This window comes from Lachnospiraceae bacterium oral taxon 096, from assembly GCA_018141845.1.
Taxonomy (GTDB): Bacteria; Bacillota; Clostridia; order Lachnospirales; family Lachnospiraceae; genus F0428.
The window spans coordinates 964474-989122 of sequence record CP073340.1 but is presented as its reverse complement, the minus strand read 5'-3'; the positions used below and the strand labels follow the sequence as shown (position 1 = coordinate 989122).

22 protein-coding genes and 4 pseudogenes are annotated in these 24649 nt (G+C 39.3%); 5 read left to right on the top strand and 21 right to left on the bottom strand.

The features are described 5' to 3' along the window. Positions 1–12: 12 nt before the first annotated feature. A pseudogene (locus J5A74_04995) lies at positions 13–834 on the bottom strand (ABC transporter substrate-binding protein). Beyond that, positions 779–1030, bottom strand: coding sequence for an ATP-binding cassette domain-containing protein (locus J5A74_04990; GenBank protein QUI96650.1), 252 nt, complete (start codon positions 1028–1030; stop codon positions 779–781). The pseudogene J5A74_04995 and the gene J5A74_04990 overlap by 56 nt, the downstream one beginning before the upstream one ends. Before the next feature lie 138 nt (positions 1031–1168). Between J5A74_04990 and J5A74_04985 the strand changes: the two genes are divergently transcribed. Further along, entirely contained in the window at positions 1169–2221 is a 1053-nt protein-coding gene (locus J5A74_04985) for a lactonase family protein (protein QUI96649.1), read from the top strand. Between the two features lies 1 nt (position 2222). Next, positions 2223–3332: a chorismate synthase gene (gene aroC, locus J5A74_04980; protein QUI96648.1), complete on the top strand. Its 1110-nt coding sequence runs from the start codon at positions 2223–2225 to the stop codon at positions 3330–3332. A gap of 197 nt (positions 3333–3529) precedes the next feature. Here the strand turns inward: aroC and mprF are convergent, their stop codons facing one another. The 4 genes from mprF to thrH all read right to left on the bottom strand — a co-directional run bounded on the left by mprF (position 3530) and on the right by thrH (position 9907). Continuing rightward, entirely contained in the window at positions 3530–6046 is a 2517-nt protein-coding gene (mprF, locus tag J5A74_04975) for a bifunctional lysylphosphatidylglycerol flippase/synthetase MprF (GenBank protein ID QUI96647.1), read from the bottom strand. Beyond that, complete coding sequence (locus tag J5A74_04970; GenBank protein ID QUI96646.1) at positions 6043–6762, bottom strand: alpha/beta hydrolase; 720 nt, start codon at positions 6760–6762, stop codon at positions 6043–6045. Before J5A74_04970 ends, mprF begins: the two co-directional genes overlap by 4 nt. A gap of 99 nt (positions 6763–6861) precedes the next feature. Continuing rightward, the gene (lon, locus tag J5A74_04965) at positions 6862–9144 is read right to left on the bottom strand and encodes an endopeptidase La (GenBank protein QUI96645.1); all 2283 of its coding nucleotides are present in this window, start codon (positions 9142–9144) and stop codon (positions 6862–6864) included. A gap of 160 nt (positions 9145–9304) precedes the next feature. Further along, positions 9305–9907, bottom strand: coding sequence for a bifunctional phosphoserine phosphatase/homoserine phosphotransferase ThrH (thrH, locus tag J5A74_04960; protein ID QUI96644.1), 603 nt, complete (start codon positions 9905–9907; stop codon positions 9305–9307). Positions 9908–10036: 129 nt separating this feature from the next. Between thrH and J5A74_04955 the strand changes: the two genes are divergently transcribed. Then, the gene (locus tag J5A74_04955) at positions 10037–10945 is read left to right on the top strand and encodes a ketopantoate reductase family protein (GenBank protein QUI96643.1); all 909 of its coding nucleotides are present in this window, start codon (positions 10037–10039) and stop codon (positions 10943–10945) included. Positions 10946–10996: 51 nt separating this feature from the next. Here the strand turns inward: J5A74_04955 and J5A74_04950 are convergent, their stop codons facing one another. The 10 genes from J5A74_04950 to J5A74_04905 are packed head-to-tail and all read right to left on the bottom strand — an operon-like array spanning position 10997 to position 18287. After that, positions 10997–11620 carry a TetR/AcrR family transcriptional regulator gene (locus J5A74_04950; GenBank protein QUI96642.1) on the bottom strand — a complete coding sequence of 208 codons (624 nt, stop codon included), beginning with the start codon at positions 11618–11620 and terminating at the stop codon, positions 10997–10999. A 59-nt stretch (positions 11621–11679) separates the two neighbouring features. Further along, positions 11680–12408 carry a hypothetical protein gene (locus J5A74_04945; protein ID QUI96641.1) on the bottom strand — a complete coding sequence of 243 codons (729 nt, stop codon included), beginning with the start codon at positions 12406–12408 and terminating at the stop codon, positions 11680–11682. 21 nt (positions 12409–12429) lie between these two features. Beyond that, positions 12430–13419, bottom strand: a complete 990-nt coding sequence (locus tag J5A74_04940; GenBank protein QUI96640.1) for a hypothetical protein — start codon at positions 13417–13419, stop codon at positions 12430–12432. Between the two features lie 15 nt (positions 13420–13434). Then, positions 13435–14502, bottom strand: a complete 1068-nt coding sequence (locus J5A74_04935) for a hypothetical protein (GenBank protein QUI96639.1) — start codon at positions 14500–14502, stop codon at positions 13435–13437. A gap of 8 nt (positions 14503–14510) precedes the next feature. Next, positions 14511–15059, bottom strand: a complete 549-nt coding sequence (locus J5A74_04930; GenBank protein QUI96638.1) for a YARHG domain-containing protein — start codon at positions 15057–15059, stop codon at positions 14511–14513. Beyond that, a complete protein-coding gene (locus J5A74_04925) occupies positions 15049–15903 on the bottom strand; it encodes a pyridoxamine kinase (GenBank protein QUI96637.1) in 855 nt (284 codons plus the stop codon). The genes J5A74_04930 and J5A74_04925 overlap by 11 nt, the downstream gene beginning before the upstream one ends. Further along, complete coding sequence (locus J5A74_04920) at positions 15900–17066, bottom strand: ATPase (protein ID QUI96636.1); 1167 nt, start codon at positions 17064–17066, stop codon at positions 15900–15902. The genes J5A74_04925 and J5A74_04920 overlap by 4 nt, the downstream gene beginning before the upstream one ends. An 18-nt stretch (positions 17067–17084) precedes the next feature. Beyond that, on the bottom strand, positions 17085–17258 hold the full coding sequence (locus tag J5A74_04915) for a hypothetical protein (GenBank protein ID QUI96635.1): 174 nt from the start codon (positions 17256–17258) through the stop codon (positions 17085–17087). A 14-nt stretch (positions 17259–17272) separates the two neighbouring features. Then, positions 17273–17584 carry an AzlD domain-containing protein gene (locus tag J5A74_04910; protein QUI96634.1) on the bottom strand — a complete coding sequence of 104 codons (312 nt, stop codon included), beginning with the start codon at positions 17582–17584 and terminating at the stop codon, positions 17273–17275. Then, positions 17577–18287 carry an AzlC family ABC transporter permease gene (locus J5A74_04905; protein QUI96633.1) on the bottom strand — a complete coding sequence of 237 codons (711 nt, stop codon included), beginning with the start codon at positions 18285–18287 and terminating at the stop codon, positions 17577–17579. Before J5A74_04905 ends, J5A74_04910 begins: the two co-directional genes overlap by 8 nt. Positions 18288–18418: 131 nt before the next feature. Between J5A74_04905 and J5A74_04900 the strand changes: the two genes are divergently transcribed. Then, positions 18419–19696: a glutamate-5-semialdehyde dehydrogenase gene (locus tag J5A74_04900; protein QUI96632.1), complete on the top strand. Its 1278-nt coding sequence runs from the start codon at positions 18419–18421 to the stop codon at positions 19694–19696. A gap of 241 nt (positions 19697–19937) precedes the next feature. Here J5A74_04900 and J5A74_04895 read toward each other — a convergent pair. Further along, a pseudogene (locus J5A74_04895) lies at positions 19938–20102 on the bottom strand (transposase). Positions 20103–20389: 287 nt separating this feature from the next. Between J5A74_04895 and J5A74_04890 the strand changes: the two are divergent. Continuing rightward, entirely contained in the window at positions 20390–21664 is a 1275-nt protein-coding gene (locus J5A74_04890) for an IS110 family transposase (protein QUI96631.1), read from the top strand. Between the two features lie 98 nt (positions 21665–21762). Here J5A74_04890 and J5A74_04885 read toward each other — a convergent pair. The 4 genes and pseudogenes from J5A74_04885 to J5A74_04870 all read right to left on the bottom strand — a co-directional run bounded on the left by J5A74_04885 (position 21763) and on the right by J5A74_04870 (position 24646). After that, a pseudogene (locus J5A74_04885) lies at positions 21763–22701 on the bottom strand (transposase). A 17-nt stretch (positions 22702–22718) separates the two neighbouring features. Next, positions 22719–23123 (bottom strand): annotated as a pseudogene (gene tnpA / locus J5A74_04880) (IS200/IS605 family transposase). A 59-nt stretch (positions 23124–23182) separates the two neighbouring features. Next, a complete protein-coding gene (locus tag J5A74_04875) occupies positions 23183–24007 on the bottom strand; it encodes a nitroreductase (protein QUI96826.1) in 825 nt (274 codons plus the stop codon). Positions 24008–24064: 57 nt separating this feature from the next. Beyond that, the gene (locus J5A74_04870) at positions 24065–24646 is read right to left on the bottom strand and encodes an ATP-binding cassette domain-containing protein (GenBank protein ID QUI96630.1); all 582 of its coding nucleotides are present in this window, start codon (positions 24644–24646) and stop codon (positions 24065–24067) included. Between the last annotated feature and the right edge of the window lie 3 nt (positions 24647–24649).

Sequence of the window (24649 nt, the reverse complement as noted above, 5' to 3'; positions counted from 1 at the left end):
ATCCTCTCTCCTCTACTGCCCAAGTGCCTCAAAGTATCTATCTAAATAAGATTGATGAATCTCTAAGAATCTTTGCAAACCATAGGCATCCAATTTTTTTAGATACTCATTCCAATCAGCATCACTCATTCCATTCATGATCCAATCAGATTTCTTTGTGTTAATCTCTGTCTTAATATCGGCCAGGAGATTCGAAATCTCCTCCGTGTCTTTTTGTGACATAAATACATTTGGATAGACATATTTTGTGTGCATATCTGGCGTATAGATGTCCTTAATCCAATCCAAGCGATATTGGGCATCATCTGGTACAGTTACATAAACATTGTAATATTCATTGAGAATGGCCAAAGGCCCACCGACACTTTGTGCCTCTCTCACTTCCACTGGTGAGACATCTCCAAGTGGTGCATGCTTTAACATTGGCTCCCCCTTAGAATTTTTTGACATCTCAAAGATATTGAATTTGCCCTGCTCTCCATAAGTTCCCCAATTGTTTTGTGGTGACTGCAGTGGTGCATACATCTGATCAAGCCAACTGCACACCAATGCTGGATGCTTTGCAAGTGCAGTAATGACGCAGCGACCTCTGTCAAATCCACTGGTGAATGAACCATTTTGTGGTGTGATATTTCTTGTGTCTGCAGTGAGTGCTGGCAGTGGAACCCAATCCTTTAAGTTATCGATATTGGCAATATCCCAACTAAAGCACACACCATATCTTCCTGACTTTCCCTTAGACACATAGGTTGACCACTCCTGTGTAAAGCACTCTGGATCAATCAATCCCTTGGCATATAGCTCGTGCAACCATTGAATACCTTTTTTGTAGCCCATCAAATATTACTCGCCCCGAGTCAGCCTGCTCAAATCCTCCAATGATGCGCAGTGTCGTTGTCTTTCCACAGCCAGATGGTCCAAGCAGAGTTACAAAAGCATTTTCTGGAATGTCCAAATCTAAGTCATCCAAAATCACACTTTCTCCGTAACTTTTTCTAATCTTCTCCAAGCGTATCAATGACTTTCCCATAAAATTCCTCCCATCCTTTTTTTACTCTCAAGCATTGTAAAACGAACCTATTATATCGAAAAAGAAAAGCCTGTCAATAGCTTTTTGCACGGCAATGTGATAGAATTAAATCAATCTAATATAGAGAGGAGAATTGCAATGAGCAAAAAATATATGGCCTATGTCGGCTCTTATTCCTATACTGGTGCAGCAAAGGGAATTACGGTGTATGATGTCGATGTTCAGGCAGGAAAATTTACAAAAAGATGTGAGGTAGAGGTTGATAATTCATCCTATGTCAAGGCTTCCCACAGCAAAAAGACACTCTATTCTATCGCCGACGAGGGCGTAGTGGCCTTTCGTATCCACGAAGATGGAAATATCTCTCGATTAAATTCGCTAAATATTTGCGGTATGCGTGGTTGCCATATTTCCACAGACGCTGATGACGAATATCTCTTTGTCTCTGGATATCATGATGGAAAAATCACCGTCATTTCTCTCAATCCAGATGGATCACTCAATCGCATTGTCGATGGCATCTATCACAAGGGACTTGGATCCATTGCCGAGAGAAACTTCCGACCACATTGTAGTTGTACAAAGAGAACACCAGATGGTCGCTTTGTTCTCGCTGTTGACCTTGGTCTTGATCAAGTAAAAATCTATCGCTTTGGCAATGGAGAGAACAAACTCAGCCTCTGTGATATGATTCCATGTGACATCAACAGTGCACCTCGATACTTTGCTTTCTCTAAAGATGGAAAGTTTATCTACCTCTTGCATGAGATTTCCAATGTAATTGATGTCTACACCTATGAGACAGGTGAGCACTCCCCAAAGATTGAGAAAATTCAAACCATTTCAAGCACTGGATCCTCTAAGCCATCTGAGCTTACCGCAGCCACCAGTTTGGCCTTTACTAGCGATGAGAAATATCTCTTCTGTGCCAATGCTGGCGATAATTCTGTCTGTGTCTACGATCGTGACAGCGAAAGTGGTCTTCTCAACTACCGCTTCTGCCTTCCAATCAGTGGAGATTATCCAAAGGATATTGCACTATTTCCTGATGACCAGCACCTTGTATGTGTAAATCATTCCAGTAACACACTCACCTTCTTTAAGGTTGATTATGACAAAAATATCCTTATGATGTCTAGCAACAGTTTACATGTCAACCAGCCAAATTGCTGCACCATTGTAGAGGTATAATATGGCAGGTTCAACATTTGGCAATTTATTTCGCATTACAACTTGGGGAGAGTCCCATGGTGCAGGCATTGGCGTTGTCATCGACGGCTGCCCTGCTGGTCTTTCTCTGTGCGAAGAGGACATCCAAGTTTATCTCGACCGCAGAAAACCAGGGCAGACAAAATTTGCCACATCGAGGAAAGAAAGCGATACCTGTAAGATCCTCTCTGGAGTCTTTGGTGGAAAGACAACTGGAACTTCCATTATGGTGATGGTGGAGAATACCTCTCAGCGATCACAGGACTACAATGACATTGCTTCCTACTACCGACCAGGTCACGCAGACTATACCTATGACATGAAATATGGTTTTCGTGATTACCGCGGCGGCGGAAGAAGTTCGGGCCGAGAGACAATTGGTCGTGTCATCGCCGGAGCTATCGCCGCAAAAGCTTTAAAAGAAATACATATTGAAGTCTTGGCCTTTACACAATCCATCGGACCAATTTCTGCCAAACAATTTTGTCCCAAAGATTGTAAAAAGAATCCATTCTTCATGCCTGATCAACAATCTGCCCTCCTCGTGCAAGGATATATGGAAGAGTTGATGGCCAGAAAGGATTCCGCAGGTGGCATTATCAGCTGTATTATTTCTGGTGTTCCTGTCGGTCTTGGTGAACCTGTATTTGATAAATTGGACGCCGAACTTTCCAAGGCTGTTATGAGCATCGGGGCCATCAAGGGCATAGAATTTGGTGCTGGCTTTGCGGTCTCTCAAATGACAGGAAGTCAAAATAATGATGCCTTTATCTCCGATGGTGAGGGACGAAGCATTCATATCTCTAAACGCACCAACCATTCTGGTGGTGTTCTCGGTGGAATGAGTGATGGCAGTGCCATTATTTTTAATGCTGCTGTAAAGCCAACTCCATCCATCGCTGCAAAACAGGATACGGTCACACAGAGTGGAGAAGAAATTGAGGTTGAAATCCACGGCCGACATGACCCTTTGGTTGTCCCTCGTGCGGTTGTCGTCGTAGAGTGTATGGCAGCCATCACGGTTTTTGATATGCTCCTTCGAAATATGACTGTTCGAATGGACAATCTAAAAAAAGTATACTTTGATTTATAGTACAAGAGAGGATGCACTGCATCCTCTCTCTTCTGCCCAACATTTGGTAGTAACTATAAAATTAAATATGCCATAATACACAATCTGGGCATACACAATACGATGAAGAATCGAACTTCAAGCTGCCCTTCACTTCCATAATTAGTGCACCTTCCTTCTCAAGGTGCTGAGATCATGTTCGCTGCATTACCTTCAGTCTACAATTCAATCACTCGATTGTCAATCATAAATACGGAGAGCATATCACAAATTAACCAGCTATGTTTTGGATAACAGACATAGCGTGCACTCCAGTCTGGATCAAACTTTTCCTTATATTCTCTCAACCCACTAAATGAATAGAAATGTTGACTATAGGTATAAATTAAATAGGCAATTCGCTCTTGCAAAAAACTATTTTTTAAATTTCCAACATTGGAAAGAGGGGCCATACCCATAAAAAACAATTCTTTTCCCATCTCCTTAAAATGCAAAAATAGAGAGACAAAAAGATAATCCATTGTGCCTGCTGGTGCTGTTTCTGGATCGTGACGCATTAGGTCGATCGTTGCCATTTCATCACTAAAATCTGGCATAATATTGGCAAAGGCCACCACCTTTTCATTCTCATCTCGAATCAGTGCGATATCCCCTCTCTGCAAATATGGGCGACTAAAAAATCCAAGAGAAAATCCCTTTTCTGGTCTTCCCTCCAACCAATGAGTAGAAATTTCTTCCAGACAATCTAACAACTCCTTGCTATGCGGTGCCTTTACGATATCAAAGTGATATCCCTGTTTTTCCAAGCGATTGTTGACTAGTCGAAACTTTTTTCTTGACTTTCCCTCCAACGAAAAATCTGCAATATTGACTACTGCACTTTCACCAAATTTTAAGAAAGAAAATCCACACTCATGTAAAAATAGAGTGATCTCCTGACCAACCTCATAAAAGACCACATCATAGCCAAGTTCACCTGCACTTAAAATCATCGCTTCTATCGCTTCTTTAAAGTATACACGATTTCCAAACGGTTCACCCATCACAACACATTTATTATTCTCACAGCCAAATTGCAGGGCAACTTCATCCACACCTTCTTTTTGATACCAAAAGATACGCTTATCTCCCAAAAAGGCCAATCCACTATCTGGATTTCCTCGATAGGTTGCCAAAAATTTTTCTAAACGCTCTGGCTCAAGCTCCTCTCCTGGCCATCTCTTTTTTCCCTGCAAATAGCGCACAAGGGCATAGTAGATGAGTGCAACAATGGCCACCAAAACAAGAGCATGCATCCCCATTTGCATATACCGAACAAAGGGATGTCGATGATTTTTATGTACAAGATGAGAAATCCAGCTATATTGCCCAAAGATAAACAATAGTAACATTGTTCCTGTAATAATGCATCCGTCAATCACCATCGCTTCTCTACTATATAAAAATTGCTTGACATCAAGCTGTGGTCGAATAGCCAACATCAATAAAATCATGGCGATAATAACTATGGTCAAATGGATATTCCACTCATCAATATTGATGTAAATTCCTGTGAGAATCAAAAGGACAATACCCAGCGGAAAACTTCTCTTCACCCGACTCTTTATTCCTCTTGCCAATAAAATAAAGCATATGCCAAGCAACACTGTAGGAAATTGCCAGAGCAGCTGCCCATTGATATGCCCATATCGCCCAAAAAATGGAATTTGATCAATTTTATCAGGAATCAATGCGGTCAAAACAAAACCCACTCCAAAAACTCGAACAATAAATAGCTCAACAAAGTGGCTGATACTTTCACCGACACTTCGAAATACAGATCGCACTCTTCCACTCATCTTCTCTCCCATATGATAGAAGAAGAAGATAATTCCTATGCAAAATGGAATGATATAGTACACCAAGCGAAAGAGCAAAAGCCAAGCAATAACCTTTGCATTGTCAATGCCCAAGCTCTCCAATCCTGCAATCATAATGAGATCAAAGCTTCCGATTCCACCAGGAATCATGGACACAATGCCAAGAGCAATGGCCATTGTGTAAAGCGGAATAATATTCACAATAGGAACATTGATTCCCATCAATCGACCCGTCACACTAAAGCAAAGAATAACCAAACTCCAATCACAAAAGGAGACGAAAATCAATTCGATCATACTCTTTCTTTGAATGGCTCCAAAGGATTTGACCTTTTTAAATTTTTCTGCCAACAGGATGATAGGCATATATAAAGCTACACCAATAAGAACTAAATGGTACTTATTCACTTCAGCTACAGGAAAAAGAGCATCTAAACCAAGGGCTATCCATCCATAGATGGAAAATCCAATCATAAAGTAGAGGATAATCTTCCCGATGGTCTGAATGGCTACCTTTTCCTCTTCCTCCTGTGCATAAAATGAATAGCGCAGTCCAATATCGACAAGTCCACCAAATCCTGCCAAATTGTTGATGGTATTGATACACCAACTTGTCCTCATAATATAGCCCTTACTAAAATTTGTATGTAATTCACGATTTAAAATAAAATCATAAAAAAGCATTGGCATTACAGCAATCAAACCACAAAGAATCATCAAGGCGAAATGAGAAAGACTGACATTTTCCACTGCGGCACGAATATCCATCACATTGACCGTCTTTTTCAATCTCAAAATTTCTAATACTACTAAAATACTCACCGTAGCAAAGAAGACGGTCTTTACTATTTTTTTTAAGCTCTTTATATTTTTCACTGTTCTCCTCCTTTAATTTTTTTTGCAATATAAGCCACCAAGCGATTGTAAACTCGAGTGTCAAAGAGTGCAATATGATGCCCCTGTCCTCTGCGAATTAATAACTTTCCATTGCCAAGATGAGAAGCAATATTTTTCATGTGTTCCCTCTTGATAATATCTCTACTTCCTCCAAGAACATAGACCGGCACCTTAATCTTTTTCAATTCTTCATAGGAAATAGGGACATCTTCCACCATTAAGTGAACAATTTTTGCCATCTTTTTCGCAAATAAAAACCTCTTCCCCAAAAAGCAAAGTAGGGCATATTCTATATCAACCAACCAAACTCCATACTTTTTTACCCCATTAATTTGAATATTTGGCGAATTGATGAGCATTCCCCCCACACGATCAGGATAATCCCTCGCATACACAAGTGCTAAATTTGCTCCATCGCTGTGTCCCACAATTAAACATTTTTTAATGCGAAGAAAACAAAGTACCTCTTCTACATCCTTAGCCATTTGGGCGAATTCCAATTCCTCTGCCTCATTATTTGAATTTCCCTGTGCACGACTGTCAATACAAATGCAACAATATTCCCCCGCAAGTTCTCTCACCTGTTTCTTAAAATACATCCCCGAAAGACCATTGCCGTGTAAAAAGACAATTGGATATCCTCGACCACAAATTTGATAATAAATTTTCGTTCCATCTTCCATTAAACAATACATATCCCGCCTCCAAGCGACATTATACCGTAAATTTATGCCAAAATATATACCAAAAAACCTCTCTACTGCAACTTCTTTTATGCAATAGAGAGGTTAATCTTATTCTATAATTACGCCTGTCTGTAAAAGAACCTCTTTGACTTCACTCACCGGAATAATCTTTAATTGACTCTTTACTTCATCTGCGACATCTTTTAAGTCATCTTCATTGTCTTTTGGAATAAAGACTGTCTCAATCCCTGCTCTCACCGCTGCCATTAGCTTCTCTGGCAGACCACCAATCGGTGTCACCACACCACGAAGCGTCACTTCACCCGTCATGGCCACCTTTGCACTCACTGCTTGGTCTGTAATCAATGAAGACAGTGCCGTTGTCAATGTAATCCCTGCCGATGGACCATCCTTTGGCACAGCACCTTCTGGAACATGGATATGAAGGTCATTCTTTTCAAAAATTTCTGCCTTATCTGGAAACATTGACTTGACTAAACTGATGGCAATCTGCACAGATTCCTTCATCACATCGCCAAGCTGACCGGTGACCTGAATCTTTCCACTTCCCTTCGTCAACAAGGTTTCGATAAAGAGAATGTCCCCTCCTGCCGCTGTCCAAGCAAGTCCTGTAACGACACCAGGTTTTTTCTCCTCCAATGCCTTGTCGTGGCGAATCGGCTTTGCATCCAATAATTCCTGCACATCCTCTGGTCGAATTACCAATTTTTCCTGATTTCCTCTGGCAATCTTTACTGCTGCTGCCCTACAAAGTGCATCCAGTCTCTTCTTTAACCCTCGAACGCCCGCTTCCATTGTAAAATCGGAAATGATTTTTCGAATGGCATCATCGGTAACTTCCATATTTTTAGCTGTAATGTTTGTCTTTTCCATTGCCTTTTTCAATAAATGCTTCTTGGCAATTTCAAATTTATCCGTCGCTGTATAGCCAGAAAATCGAATGACCTCCATTCGATTCAACAGTGGTCTTGGAATAGTCTCCAGCGTATTGGCTGTGCAGACAAAAAATACATCCGACAAATCAAATGGGACATTCATATAGTGGTCAGTAAAGGTTGCATTTTGCTCAGGATCAAGCACCTCAAGAAGTGCACTCGCTGGGTCTCCGTTGTAGGATCTAGAAAGCTTATCCACCTCATCAAGAACCATCACAGGATTAGACACTCCACTCTTTTTGATTCCATCCATAATTCGTCCAGCCATTGCACCAATATAAGTCCTTCGGTGTCCACGAATATCGGCCTCATCTCTCACACCACCAAGACTTACTCTCACATACTCCCTGCCCATAGCCTTTGCAATGCTTTGCCCAATGCTTGTCTTTCCTGTTCCTGGTGCCCCGACAAAGAGAAGAATCGAACCCGATTGCTTTTTTGTCAAATTCATCACCGCAACCTGCTGAATAATGCGATCCTTTACCTTCTTTAATCCGAAGTGCTCAGCATCTAAATAGCCTTCAGCCTTGTCAAGATCGATCTTTTTATATCTTTTCTTTGCCCAAGGCAATCCGACAACAAAATCAAGATAATTATACAAAAGTCCATATTCTGGGCTATTGTTTCCCTCTTGCTTGAGACGCTTTAATACCTTTTGTGTCTCTTTCTTTGCGGCATCATTGAGCTTTAATTTTGATAACTTTAACTCCAGCTCTCGAATATCTGAAATATTCTCTGGATGCATCTCATCCAATTCTTTTTGTAAGTACTCGATCTGCCTGCGAATTGCTTTTTCTTTATAGGAATCTTGGTACTCTTTATTTTGGTCATTTTCTGCCCTATTTTTGATGGTTCCCACTTCAATAAAATCCCGAACTGCTCGCTCCATCAATTCTGCTCGCTTTAATTTGCTCTCTTGCTCAAGCAGAGCATACTTTTCTGAAGCATCCAATAAAATCCAAGGTGAAAGTCCTGCCAGAACCTCTTCTAGGCAATTCCAGTGTTGAATATAATTTTTTGCCATCTTTCCCCACTGAAAATTGGAGGAAAACTTTTCTAACTCCGCCTTTAATTTCTTTAATCTTTCCTCCTCAAACTCTGGGTCTGTATCTTCCTTTACAGGTGCCTTGGAAAGTGTGAGTGCAATGTTGTGCTCACCATCCACACAGATTTCATCGACATTTACTCTCTTTTGAAGATGAATCAGAACATAGCCCTCCGAAGAAACTTCTTTTACAATTCCTGTAAGAGCAATTGGATAAAAGCTCTCTGCTTGAAATTTTTCTTTACTGATATCCTCTTTCAAGATCAAAATCGTAGCTTTTTCATCATCTTCTTTTGGCATACTTCCCACAATCTCCTCAAATCGCTCTGTAGGAAAATATATATTTGTATCTGGCAATGTCACCATATTATAAACAGGTACAATCATCATCTTTCTGCCTCCTTTTACTAGCACTCTTCTTTTACGAGTGCTAAACTTGGTGTAAAAATAATGGCTTCCCGCAGGAAGCCTTTTTACGCAACTCTACACCTTATTAGAGAATACTGCAACGATCTTTTTTTGTCAAGTTGTTTTATCACTTTTTTATTCTCTAAGCTCTTGCCGCCTTGATCGCATCGAGTAATTCTTCATAGGTATCATAGGCAGGAACTTGTGGAAATTGCTCCTGAATACTCTTTGGACTCTTGAATAAAAATCCCGCCTTGCTGGCCTGTATCATTCCCATATCATTGTAGCTATCTCCACTGGCAATCGTATCATATCCTATGGACTGCAATGCCTTTACTGTTGTATATTTTGATTTTTCCACCCTCATGCGATAGCCCGTAATCTCTCCATTTTCTGCCACCTCAAGAGAATTACAAAAAATTGTTGGCCAACCCAACTTTTTCATTAACGGCTTAGCAAACTCAGCAAAAGTATCGCTGAGAATAATCACCTGTGTCATTTCTCTGAGCTCATCTAAAAATTCCTTTGCTCCCTCCATTGGAGAGATCTTTTCGATAGTCTTTTGAATTTCTTTAAGTCCAAGCCCATGCTTTTTTAATGTCTCTAAGCGAAATTTCATCAGCTTGTCATAATCAGGCTCATCCCTCGTTGTCAATTTTAATTCGTCAATTCCACTTTCCTTAGCAAATGCAATCCAAATCTCTGGCACTAAAACACCCTCTAAATCTAGGCAAACAATGTCCATTTTCTTCTCTCCATTTCTTTTTTTCTTCTAAACTATACCACAAGAATACATTGTCTGACTATATAATCTTTTTACTAAATGTGATATGATAAAAATAGTAATGTACATATATAAGAAAAGGAGGAACTTATGGACATTCAAAAAGTTGCACTCATTGGTGCCGGTAGTGTTGGTGCCTATGTTCTCTGGGGAACAGAGAACATCGATATGACTGTGCTTGCGGATGCCAAACGCACCAATGACCTTGGCAGTAAGGGAATTGTAATCAACGGTGTGTGTGTGCATCCAAAAGTAAAAACTTTTGACGAAGCTGAGATCTATGATCTTGTCATTCTCTCAACCAAGTACCATGCCTTGGAAGAAATTTTGCCTGTTCTTCCAAAATTTGTCGGTAAACACACCTTAGTCATGAGCCTTCTCAATGGTATCGACAGCGAAGAACGCATCGCCACCGTCATCCCAAGGGAAAACATTGTCTACTCATTGATTAAAATTACTTCAAAACGCCTCGGAAATGTCATCTATTTTGACCCGCAAAAAACACCTGGCATCTTTTATGGCATTCCTGATGTGGGAGAAAAAAATGAGCAGCTCTTTGCTCTTGAAAATTTCTTTGCAAAGACAAAGTTAAAGACAACCTTTAGCAAAGATATTCTTTCTCTACTGTGGCAAAAATATGCACTCAATATTTCTTACAATCTCCCGCAGGCCATTCTCGGCGTGGGACTTGGTGCATACCGAGACAGTGAGTTTGTTGCTAACATTCAAAGGGCACTGGCCAGTGAGGTGGCCTCTGTGGCCAATTCCTATGGCATCTATTATGACCAAAATTTATTGGATCTTTCCAATATCGATCCAGAGACACGCTACTCTACCCTTCAAGATTTAGATGCACATAGGCACACAGAAATCGAGATGTTTCTTGGAGTTTTACTCAAAAAGGCACTGGCCAAGGGACTCGCCCTCCCATTTTCACATTACACCTATAATTTAATTCGTGCACTGGAAGAAAAAAATGATGGCAAATTTAACTACTAATTCTATAAAGGGTGGTTCTTCAAGCCTTCGCTTAAAGAACCACCCTTTGATTTAAGTAAGCTCCAATTTCCAAATGGATAACATCAAGTAATTAATTTCTTTTGCATATTCTTCTTTAGGTATTGTAATGGTACCATCCAACCATCCATATACCAAATGCATAATTCCCCCGCACACAAAGTAGATGACAAACTTCTTCTCCTCTAACTTCTCTTCTGTGCACATTTTGTTTCGCAACACTTCTCGGCGAACAATGTCTATAAATTTAGTATAAATTTGTTCTGTCGCAACCTTTGCATATTTACTATAAAAGATGCCTCGAATCAGCCGCTCATTTTCTAACATAAAATTCAAAACATCATTGATTACATAATCATAGTAAACTGTTGGCGATTCATGAATGTATACAGAATTAAACTCTGTGCACGCATCAACTAAATCCTGAACTACATTGGCAACAAAATCACTTTTTCCCTTGTAATGGCGATAAAAAGTAACTCTGCGTATATGTGCTCTATCACAAATTTGATTAATTGTAATTTCGTCAAAATCATATTCTTTTGCAAGCTCTAGTATAGCATCTTGTAGGGCTTTCCTTGTCTTTCGCACACGTAAATCGTTTTTATTCTGCTGCGTTCTCTCACTCAAACTTTTCTTTACCTTGCTTTTTTTCATCTAACTTTCCCCATTCAATCACACTATTTATCTTGGCTTATCACTCTCTAACTACGATCCTACTCCCCATAGTAGATTAATTTTGTCGCATATCCCTTCTGGTCAAATTGAACACCATTGAAATAGCCACCAATTGCCAAATTTTCTACATTGACTGTCTTTTTCTGTCCCTCCATTGCGTCTTCGATCATTGCGTCTTTTCGAATAAATAGCTTTCCTTCCTTAATCTTATCTTCAAATCGAGTTCCCTCTGTGAACAAAAAGCGATGACCTGCCACTTCTTGGACATCAAATTCTTGCGTTTTATCGTCAATCGCTTTCCTTCCCTCGACATAGGTGTAAATTCTCTTTCCATTGGCCACAACAAAATGAGAACTAGCTCCTGTCTCCTCATCCGTAGTCACAATAAATTCGTAACCATCCTCAAGGTTTTTTGGAATATCAATTCCACTGTAGTACTTTGCTCTAACTTCATAGCCATCGGCGTACTGTATCACGCTGTCTGGCTGAATTTCAAATGACAATAAAGACTCGCCCTTTTCATTCGTTCCATAACTAGAAATCTCTGCCCCAATCTTTATTGGTGTCGCTGGCGTACTCTTTTCTTCTGTTGACTCTGCCTTGCTTTCCGGACGGTTATCTTGCGTCTGTGAAATTGATTCTTCTGTGGCTGTCGTCGCACTTACTGTAGTAGCTTCTGTTGTCACTATACTCGCTGCTTGTTTTTTTGCACATCCTGACAATATGACTACAAGACCTGCACCAAGCCATATCCACTTCCATCTCAATTTTCTCCATATCCTCCATTTCTACTCATTTGCAAGGGCATTTCTTAGCTTTTGACTAATCTCCTTCACCCACTTTTTCTTCTTCCTTCCAACTCCCCTTCCAAAAGAAAATTCGATATGTCTTGTTTCATCCGCTTCACTTTCAACAATCAGTATCGCCTTTACATGTTCTCGAATATTCTTTCGAATCTTATTGTCCACATCAAGCTGTGCTCCCACTGTTGGCAATGTCAAAAACTGATAGATGTCCTGTGTCACTGCATCTATATCTGCCCCCTGTGGCAGCACAACTATAGGCATTGTATTGCGATTTAAGCCATATAATTTTTGAATGTAAATGCTATTCGAAGGCACCTCCTTTAGCTTTTCTCCATGGGTAAAAATTTGTTCAAAATTTTGCTTCAAAAAATAAGAAGATACCTGTTCCTCGTAATCCGTTTGTAAAATCTCTTCGCCCGCACTTTTTACACTCCAAGCATGAACTGGTAGAGCATCATAGATGTCTGCTAAATATCCACTCTCCGAAGGTGAAAACTTTGTACCATATATCTTAGGAAGTGCCTGTTCATAATCTTGACTTGTCCAAATTCCTGTACCCAGAGAAAATACATTTACTTTCTTTTTTAATGTCGCTCGCCCCTGTCGAATGATCAGGATATTTCCTGTGCCCAGTGGATGTTCTTGTGCTCGTTGTCTCTTTGTTATCCCCAGACTGATCAAATAAAAAATTATAAAACCAATAAAAAAAAGCACGACAAATGTGCCAAGACGCACATAACTTTTCTTTTTTCGAAAAAATAATACACTCAAAATAAAAGCTACTAAAAAAATAGGCACAATACAGCACAGCAAGAAGAAAATTTGATTTCCTCTTGCACTTATGCTGTATCCACTTTGAATTATTTTATTTCTTTTTTCAAAAACCCATAACACAATCGCAATTTCTATTGCCAATGAGAAGAACAAGAGCATATCCCCACGAAATTTTTTCTTTTTCTTTTTCTTCTTCATCTACCTTCACTCATCCTAGTAATCTAGACTTGGCATATGATTAATCTCTACTAAAACCCAATGCTGATTGACATACTGATAATTAAATTGTGCATTGAAATCCACTTCATTTTGCTTTTCACTCACTTCTTTAGAAAACCAAGAACTCTGTGTGTAGCAATAATCGATATTCCCCGTCACCAAAATCTCTGCCTGCAAGACCTCATCTGTCCATTGTAGCTGAATAAGTTTCCCCTTTAAATGGGAAAATGCCATGCCAATAATTTGATTTTTCCGATTGCCCCTAGAAAATTGCTGTTGCAATAGCCAATAATCTCTCTTTAATGCCGAATCAAAGGATAAATCGCCAAAATCCGTTTTCTCATAAGCCCCCGTCCACAAAGTCTTGACATCCTTTTCTAAAAGACTGAGTAATCCTCTTTCATCTTCACTATTGAGAAGCATATTTTTCACTTCCACCCTCTGCTTATCCTGGTGAAAGTTTACCTTCTGTGGCCGAAGTTCCACATTATCCACACGCTCTTGAATGATATGCTCTCCAAGAAAGATTTGATCGATGCGATAGACATCTTCCAGCACACTGCTCTCTAGCTTTTTTTCAACTTCTATTCCATCCACATAGAGCGTGACATCCTTTGGGGTGACAATCTCCACATCCTTGACCACAAAATGGTCTGGCTCAACTTTCCATACTGGAAAAATAGACAATGCCTTTTTCTTTTGTTTAGACAGATTTACTAAAAAATGTTTTTCTGTCCCATCCTTGTCTTCTTGATACACAATATCCACAGTTGCCCTTTGCTTTTCCCTTTGAATATCTCCAATAGAAAATTTACTGTATCGAATATCCTCAATATTCTCGATACTTTTTGTCAAACTATTTTCTTTTAACCAAGCACTTTTTTGAATATTGAGCATTAGATACAACTTCTTTACATCTTTTTTGGCATAACTTTGAAAATATTCTTTGGTTATATTTACCATACCATAGTATCTACCATTTGTCACCCCAAAAACAAGCACACCTGCAAGGATGAACACGATCTCGACAATAATGATGATATTCAAAAGTCGTCTTTTCACAGTCCCTCCTACTGTACAGTGTAATGAATGCTATTGCGCACCTCATAGTCTGCAATAAAATCAACATTATTCTTTTCGATGCCCGCAATATCCTCTTTATGAAAATTTTCATTGGGAACATACCAATTTTTCCCTCTAAAATAGCGATTTAACTCATCTGAGTCAAAGATATATCCATGACGTGCATAAATTTCATTCTTGGCATAGACCACTTCCTGTCCACTCAACTTCGATAAGTCGGCATCGGTGATGGCCACCTTAGCACTGCTTGGCAAAATATAACCATCAGGATCAGTGAGCACTCCCTCTCTCGCTGGTGAAGTACTGGGTTCTCCCTGTATGCTCTCCCTCTCCTCCATCTTTCCAAGTGTAAAATCTGCCATTGTGTAACTGCTCTCACGCTGTGAAATAGTCTCCGATTTTGTCTCCGTGCTGATATCAACACTCCCTTGTTGTCCCCTCTTCTGATAGCGAATAGAAAACACACAACCTGCGATCACACCAGCCAAAATGATTCCCAACACAATCGCTGCGATTATCTTTTTTCTATTCTGCACTATGAAGCCCTTCTATGCGAGAAATGAGCATCGGCAATGCCTTTTCAAACTTTACACCATACCAATGATCTGGATCATCCATCGTCTTTTCTAGGCAAGTCACCACAAAATCTGCTGCCAATTTTGCTGCTGAAAAATAATCAAAGCCTCTCATCAAAGCTCCTGTAAATACTGACGCAAAACAATCTCCTGTTCCATGAGAGCTCTTTTCAATTTTCTTTGTGTAATAGGAAAGTTTTTCTTTGCTCGCCACATCATAGACAATCACACCGATCTGACCTGCTCTGTCCATCACCCCCTTTAAGATGACTGTCTTTGCACCAAGTTCTCCCAACTTTCTCAATAGATGTTCAATATACTCACTGCTGTGATTGTCCATGCAATATTCACTATCTGTCAACAATGCTGCCTCTGTGATATTTGGCAAAATCACATCGGCCTGCCCACAGAGTCTTTTCATTGCCTGAACAAAGACCTGATCAAATCCTGTGTAGAGTTTTCCATTGTCTGCCATCGCTGGATCAACAATCTTTTCTCCATTCTCTGTGAGCAAAGTATTCATCAGTGCAATAACATCATCTACCTGACGCACACTGCCAAGATATCCCGAATAGATGGCATCAAAACAAATCTTTTCATTTTTCCAATGATTGGCAATGGCTTGAATATCATCGGAAAGATCATGAAATGTAAATCCCTGAAAACCAGTATGTGTAGAAAGCACTGCTGACGGAAGAATCGCTGTCTCAATTCCACAAGCGGATATAATTGGCAGAGCCACCGTCAATGAACATTGTCCCACGCAGGAAATATCCTGTATTGTCATCACTTTTTTCTCTCTCATTTTTGCCTCTCTTTCTCCTTTTGGTTATAAGTTTCTAAGAATCTATGTTCAACACCGTCCTTTTTATAGGCAATGATGGTGTTCAAATTGACATTTTCCACACTTCGAAAGATATTCATTTCAATATAGGGATTGATCTTGGCAAGGTCAGCAATCAAGCGCTTGATTTCTCCTCGCTTACTTCCTTGTTCTGTTCCACCACATGAAGCACAGCTTTCGGTCAATCGGCATGCACATTGAATAAACTGCAATTGATTGTAGTGCATCCAGTGAATAATGTCTTTTTCTCTAATCAGATACATTGGACGAATTAACTCCATCCCTTCAAAATTTGTGGAATGAAGTTTTGGCATCATGGTTTGCACCTGTGCACCATAGAGCATTCCCATCAAAATGGTCTCAATCACATCATCAAAATGATGCCCCAGTGCAATCTTATTGCAACCTAATTCCTTGGCCTTGCTGTAGAGATGTCCCCTTCTCATCCTCGCACACAAATAACATGGAGAATTTTCTTGATCTGCCACAATATCAAAAATCTCTGAAGTAAAGACTTCAATCGGAATATTTAGTAATTTTGCATTGTCAAGCACGGTCTGATAATTGAGTTCATTGTAACCAGGATTCATGACCAAAAATACCAATTCAAAGTTCTTCTTTCCATGTCGATACAACTCTTGAAAGAGCTTGGCCATCAACATCGAATCCTTTCCCCCTGAGATGCACACTGCAATCTTATCGCCCTTTTGAATCAAATCATACTCATTGATCGCCGAGGTAAACTTTCGCCAAATTTCCTTTCGAAACTTTTTGATAATACTTCGCTCAATATCCTTATAGCGATCTTGCTGATTTTCTTCCTGTGCAAAGTATTGTGCAATGCGAAACTTTAAATAAGAGCGATAGCCATTTTCTAGGCTATAGGCCTCATATCCTTCATTTTGTAAATCCTGTGCCAAGTCATCGGTCTGCAATCCACTGTAACAAATCAAATAAATCGGTCGATTTCTTGGAAACTCATCCCTGTGTTCCCAAAATTCATCAAAGAAGATATGCTCTGAATCTGGATAATGATCCCGATCAAAATCTTCCTTTTTTCGCACATCTACAACCCATTTCTCCCGTGCATCTGCCATCATCTCTTCTACTGTCTTTACTACCATAATCTCCTCTACTTATCTCTACATCTGTTTTCTGACGACCTTATATTCGTCCCCATTTCTAAAATACGGACACTCCCGATAATGGCTTGAAACAAAGCGATACATTTCATCCTCGTCAAGATTTGCCGCACAGATATAACATTCCTCTTCCTCATCATAGGTAAAATTATTGCAATACTCACAGATATCCATTTCTTTCCTTCTCTCTATATTTGTACCAAAAACATATACACTACAGTCCCTAACACAATGCTAATCAATGAATTTTTCTTCCACACATAGCTTACCACCACAAGTATACAGGCCACAAGCTCTGGAATACCATGTTTTCTACTAAAAACATCGACTCCCTTTAAACAATACACGACCAGCATCCCCATAATGGCATAGGGCAAAACCTCCCCCAAGTAGGCAATAAACTTTGGTGTCTTTCGATTTCTCAACAATACAAAGGGAAGACTTCTCAACAAAATGGTCACTCCACTCATCACCATCACCGGTACAATTTCACTATACATGAATTTTTCTCCTCTGATAGAGTATCCCCATCACCACAACAATGCTCAACATCGCAGGAATTAAAAAATTGCTTGCACCAAAGATCAACAGACTCCCCAAAGAGCAAAAAACGCCCGTACACGCGTAGATATGATTTTTACTTTTTAACCACTGATCGGTAAATACTGTGACAAAGAGTGCTGTCATTGAAAAATCTATGCCCGTCGTGTTAAATGAAATTACACTCGCCAAAAGACTTCCTATACAACCTCCAAAGATCCAATAGATATGATTAAAGATGGCAATCATGAAATAATAAGCAAATCGGTCTTCATTTTTGGGACCATCGTCGTCCACAATCAATGAATAGGTCTCATCTGTCATCGCAAAAATTAAATATGGCTTTTTCCTTCCCGCACCCTTTAACTTGTCAATCATGGAAATCGCATAAAATAGATGCCTCGCCTGTACCATCAAAGACATGATGGCTACAGACAATACACTCGCTCCTGCCCCCATGAGGTCAATCCCAACATATTGCATTGACCCGCCATAAATCAAAAGACTCATCGCCAATGCCCACCATATGCCATATCCCTTTGATTTTGCCAAAATTCCAAAGCCAATTCCAAGCACAATATAACCTGCAAATACGGGAAGAGATCGCAAAAATGCCTTTTGTACGACTCGTTCTGTAATCATCTCTCTTCTCACTTTCTTCATTACATTTTTTATATAATATGCCTTTTTTTCTATGCTGTCAATAAAGCAGCGAATAATTGCAAGTTTTTCCAAATATGCTATACTGATTGTACAAAAACCACTGCCAATGGCAGTTTGACTTGGGAGGGCTTATGGATATTCAAGATATTACAAAACAGATGAAACTTCATTCCAGCCAAATGGCCGCTACTACAAATGAAGAGAGAAATCATTGCCTAGAAGAAATTATTTTTGCACTAAAACAAAATAAAGAAGAAATTCTTCTAGCCAACAAAGCAGATGTAGCACAAGCCAAAGAAGATGGCATTTCTGAGGCTGTATTAAAGCGTCTCAAATTTGATGAATCAAAACTTGAGGGTGTTATTTCTGGCATCCAAGATTTAACTCTCCTTCCAGACCCCCTAGGAAAAATTGATTTAAAGCGTCAACTTGATGAAGGACTTACCTTAATCCGACAAACTTGTCCCATCGGTGTCATTGGTGTCATCTTTGAAGCTCGACCTGATGCTCTGATTCAAATTGCAACCTTATGCATTAAGAGTGGAAATTGTGCAATTTTAAAGGGTGGACGAGAGACCGCAAGGACCAATAAAATCCTCTTTGATACCATCTATAAAACTTGCCTCAAATGTAATTTGCCAAATCATTGTCTATTTCAAGTAGAGGCAAGAGAGGATATTGCAGCCCTTCTATCCTGCCAAGGTAGTGTAGACCTCTTAATTCCAAGAGGATCCAATGCCTTTGTTCGCTACATTATGGACAATACCAATATCCCTGTCATGGGCCATTCCGACGGTATTTGCCACATCTATGTCGATAAAGACTATGACCTAGACAAGGCCATTCGTGTGATTGTCGATGCTAAAACTCAATACACTGCGGCCTGCAATGCGACAGAGACCTTGCTTGTACACAAAGACAGTGTCTCCGCTCTGATGCCACCTCTTGCCGAGGCACTAAAAAAAGCTGGCGTAACGATAGTGGCAGATAGAGACATTGCCAAGCTTATCCACTGTGAAGAGGCAAGCGAAAAAGATTACGCAACCGAATATCTTGACCTAAAGATTTCCATTAAGACTGTGGCAGATATTGACGAGGCAGTCCATCACATCAATCTCTACGGTTCTCACCACACCGATGCTATTATTACAGAGGATCAAGAGGCCGCCGAACACTTTATGCAACTTGTTGACTCCGCCGGCGTATATCAAAATTGCTCCACTCGCTTTGCCGATGGCTATCGCTATGGTTTTGGTGCAGAAGTTGGTATCAGCACTGGAAAACTGCACGCCAGAGGTCCAGTTGGACTTGAGGGACTTTGCACCTACAAGTATAAGCTCTATGGAAATGGAGATATTGTGGGCGACTATGCAAGCGGAAAGAAGAGTTTCCACTTTAAAGACCTATAAAAAGCAGGGAGGATTTCGCCAAAAATCCTCCCTGCTTTTTCTAATTTTTCTTATTTTCTTACTTTCAATGTATCGACGCATCGCCTCTATGCTGTCCGCAAATGAAAATTTTACATCCATATTCCCTACTCTAAGTGAACTACCCATAGTCTAAAGCCTATGGGCTTCCTGCTTCGCTGACCTCGCAACCTACTATCTCCACAGGCGTTAATTCGGGCAGTCCCTGCCCTATTGTTTTTTCTTATACTACTTGTCTTAATCCTTCTGTCAATATATTTTTTGCCGCATTGATATCTCTATCGTGTTTTGTATTGCAGAAAGGACACATCCAATCTCTTACTTTTAGATCTTTTACATTTGTATTTTTATATCCACAACTAAAACATAGCTGGCTACTTGCATAAAAATCTCCATTCCGCGGGCAAGCCGCGGCACAAATAGTAATGAAAGTGTTTTACATCTCAACTCTGTGATTTAAAATATATAACAAGAAGCTATACTACAAAGCACGGGAGGTAAAGTTGTAAAAACTTTCTCTGTTTTAGACAGCATAAAAATCAGTGTAAGTTCTGTCTTTTCAAGCACAAATAAGTGGTATCATGAATCCGTACACTAAGAATTGTTAAAGCTCTTTGTTTTATTGTGTGGCAGTTCAGTCAATGGCTTCTTATCTTTTGCGAAAGGAGTTACACTATGAAAGTTACTTATCAAACCTGTTGTGGTGTCGATGTTCACAAATCTTTTCTTGTTGCCACAATCATCAAAACTACCGCCGGTATTGAACCTTCTTATCAAAAGAAGCGATTCTCTACCTTCAACAATTCTATTTTAGACTTTAAATCGTGGCTTCTTAAAAATGAATGCCATGATGTCTGTATGGAATCCACAGGTAAATACTGGGTTCCTGTCTTTAATCTTCTCGAAGATCAAATCAACGTTACCATTGCTAATCCCAAATGGGTTAAAGCTGTTAAGGGTAACAAGGACGATACCAAAGATTCTAAATGGATTGGAGACTTATTCCGACTGGGACTTGTGAAAAGCAGCTACATTCCTTGTAGGTTGATCCGTATTCTTAGAGAATACACAAGATATCGTTACAAGCTTGTTTCTTGCCGTTCAAGTGAAAAGAATAGATATCAGAATGCTCTTACTGTTTGTAATATCGCATTAGATTCTGTTGTATCCGATATCTTTGGGAAGTCATCCTCATCCATTATCGATTATCTGCTTGAACAATCAGGTACTACGATTAACCATGAAGAAATCTCTTCAAAACTTCTTAAGAGCCTCAAATCCAAAGAAGACGCTGTGATTGAATCTATCGAAGGATATCAGATGACTGATGCCCAGAAATATCGTATGCGCCTAATTCGCGCACATATGGATTATATCACAGCTGAAATCAATGATATAGATAAACAGATTGAATCTTTGATTTCTTCCGATCCTGATTATGATAAAGCTATTCGGTTACTAACTACCATTCCGGGTGTCAAACGTGATAGTGCAATTACTATCATCTCCGAAATTGGTATTGATATGTCTCAGTTTTGTAATTCTAAACGCTTATGTTGTTGGGCAGGTCTTACCCCCGGCAACAATGAATCTGCCGGTAAGAAGAAATCTGTCCGTATTACACGTGCCGGTGTCTACCTCAAACCTGCATTAGTACAGTGTGCTCATGCAGCCGTGAAATCTGACAAGTCTCCTTACTACAAAACGAAATATGAATCCCTTGTTAAACGCCGTGGCAAGAAAAGAGCTGTTATTGCCATTGCCCGTATGATTCTTATAGCCATCTACCGGATGCTGTCTACCGGAGAGGTATGGAATCCAAGCGATCTTTACAAAATCGATATGCCTGCACCTTTAGCTGAAAAACAGAAGGCTAAGGCTATCAAGCAAGCCAAAAAACTTTTACAAAAGGAAGGACTGCTTCCTCCTGATGAACCTTTAGCTTCTTGATCAATCTACTAAATCTATATCCTCAAATAAGTTGCCTACTTAAGACAGCTTATTTAAGTGCGCCGGTTTACGGCTTACCTCTACTTTCTTTCACACTATGTATCTATCTTAATATAATTTCTACCATTCCATTTTGACTTATATTCCAGTTGTCTTGTCAGCTCATACCACGATACATCGCTTATAGTTTTCGCTAAATTATGATTTTTCACCATATTTTTTATCTGTAAGTTTTCCGAAACTATCACTTGGTTTTCGTTTATAATTTCGCTTGAAATCTTATGCAGATAATCTTTTCTTGTATTAGCTATTTTCTCATGGCATAGTGCTATTTGTTTCCTTTTTTTCTGATAGTTCCTACTCCCCTTTGTTTTATTTGCTAATTGTCTTTGTAATTTTGTAAGCTTTTTCTCATATTTTTTAATTGTCTTCGGATTTTCATATTTCTTCCCATCTGATGTGATACATAAATCTTTTATTCCTAAATCCAATCCTATTTGTCCGTTTGTCTTTACAAGTGGACTATGTTCAGTTTCTACAAGAACAGACACATAGTACTTGCCGCTTGGTACCTTAGATATAGTTGCTGTTTTTATCCGACCTGAAAATTTTCTATGTAATTTTATTTTTACCCTTTTTAATTTTGGCAGCTTTATTCTTCCTCTATCAAAATCTACAGTTATATTCCCATTTGTAAAATTGGTTGTATATGATTTACGATTACTGTGCTTACTCTTAAACTTTGGATAACCTGCATGTTCTTTGAAAAACTTTTGATAAGCACTATCCATATTATAAATTGCATTTGTTAAAGCAAATTTATCTACTTCTTTTAGCCATTCATAAGCTTTTTTCAGCTCTCTATTGCAATAATTATTACAATCTGTCTTACTGACAGACTTTTTTTCTTTTTCATAAGCATCTTTTCTGTACGCAAGGGTTTGATTATATACAAAACGACAACAGCCAAATGTCTTTGCTAACTGTATTTCTTGCTCTTTGTTTGGATAAATCCGATATCTATATGCCTTTAACATTAAGCTTACCCGCCTTTCTACCCTTGATTTTCTATATATTGCTTTAACATTTCTTCAGAAACATTGCCTACGCTACAAGCAAAATATCCATCCGTCCAAAATGTATGTTCTTTCCAAAAATAATTCTTAAGATATTCTGTATGCTTTTTCCATATATGATATGTTGTATAGCTCTTAATTAGATTAACCACTTTACTTATGGATATTGTAGGCTCAGTTTCTATCATATAGTGTATATGGTCTTTGTCTGTTTCCATATATTTATGATTATATTACTCTTTGTGCATATCTCATAAGAAAATTGTTTTATATAATCTTATATTTCTTTTGATACTAAAAGCTTTTTTCTATACATACATACAAAAAATAATATGATACTGTAATAAATATTTGTGTCTATTCTTTGATTTCCATACTCCCATAACGCTAGTTATTGTATCACAAATATCTATTTTTTGCTACCTTAACCCACCATCTAAAGCTAGTGGGATTGCGGTAGCATTATTTCAAAAGTCGTGATATACTCTGTATTCTCTGGCAACATAAGTTTCGGATTTGCCTGCACAAATCTTCCTTTTTGTCCTGTCTCATTGGCTGCAATCTCAAAATGTGCCATTGCAATTCCCAAATCTATCTTCTGTACATCTCCAATCTCTTCCCTATCGTAGCCCTTTGTCTTTTCCTCATAAAAATGAATGCGATTGCCATCAACAACCAATCTCCAAGGCTGTTTGTTTGTTGCAGAAGGTGCCCATCTCACCATTTGAAGTGGCAGCAGAAACCTTCCAGCATCCGCCTCCTTAAGTGGATGCTCAAAATTTCGATCAAAGAAAAGTTTTTCAAAGTCTATGCGCTCATCTGCCTTAATAGCCTTTCGCATCATTCCCTCTCTTATAGACTTTTTGTTTGCTGCATAGCCGATTGGCGTGATGGCTGGCATAACTTCACCGTCCTTTACTTCTATTGCCCTTTCAAATGCCTTTCTATCCATTGTACCAGCAATCCACACTGTCCCCAATCCAAGAGATACTGCACAGAGCATTAACTTTTCAAATTCATATCCAAATGCCAATTCTGCATTTGGCTGTCTTTGATATTTTCCTACAATATAAGTCTGTGCTCCCACAAGAACAGGACTACTCACCTTGTGCTCCTTAGCATCTAAGATTTGAAACTCTATTGGAATGTGAAATGGATTGTCAAGTTCTTTCATATAAGCGCTCAACTTCTCAATTAACTCTGAAGCAACACTTTCTTCAGTAAAAGTTCTCACACTTCTTCTTGCCCTCATGGTCCCTATATTAATCATTGTTCTCTCCTCCACATAACTTGTACTTGTATCTGATACAAGCATCATACAGGGTTATGTGTTTCCTGTCAATAGCAATTCTACTTTTCTTCCGCCAAAAAATACTCTCTCACTCTCACTATGGGTCACAAATATTGCTGTTTTTCCTGTCAAACTCTCCTTGACGGTCTGCATTACCTTTTCTTTTATCTCATCATCTAATCCCTGAAATGCCTCATCCAATACATACAAATCGGCGTTTCTTGCAAGCATCATGGCAATCGCCACTCGACGCCTTTGACCACCGCTCAATGTCTCCACATTTTGATCGGCGTATGTAAAAAGCTCCATGGCTTTCAATATCTCCAATCGCTTTTTTTCACTCTCTTTTGGACTAGCAAGCCACAAATTTTTCCTTACACTAAAAGTTTCAAAGAGGCGATTTTCCTGAAAGACGGCACTAATTTTCTTTGGCACGCCAAGAATTCTCCCCTGATCTTGGCAAACAAAGCCCATCATCATCTGCAAAAGTGTCGTCTTTCCCACCCCTGAATTTCCACACAGCTCAATCCACTCTCCATCTTGAATTTCCAGTGAAAAATCACGAAAAATGACGCTTTCACCATAAGTCTTTTTTATATGCTCTAATTGTATCATCTC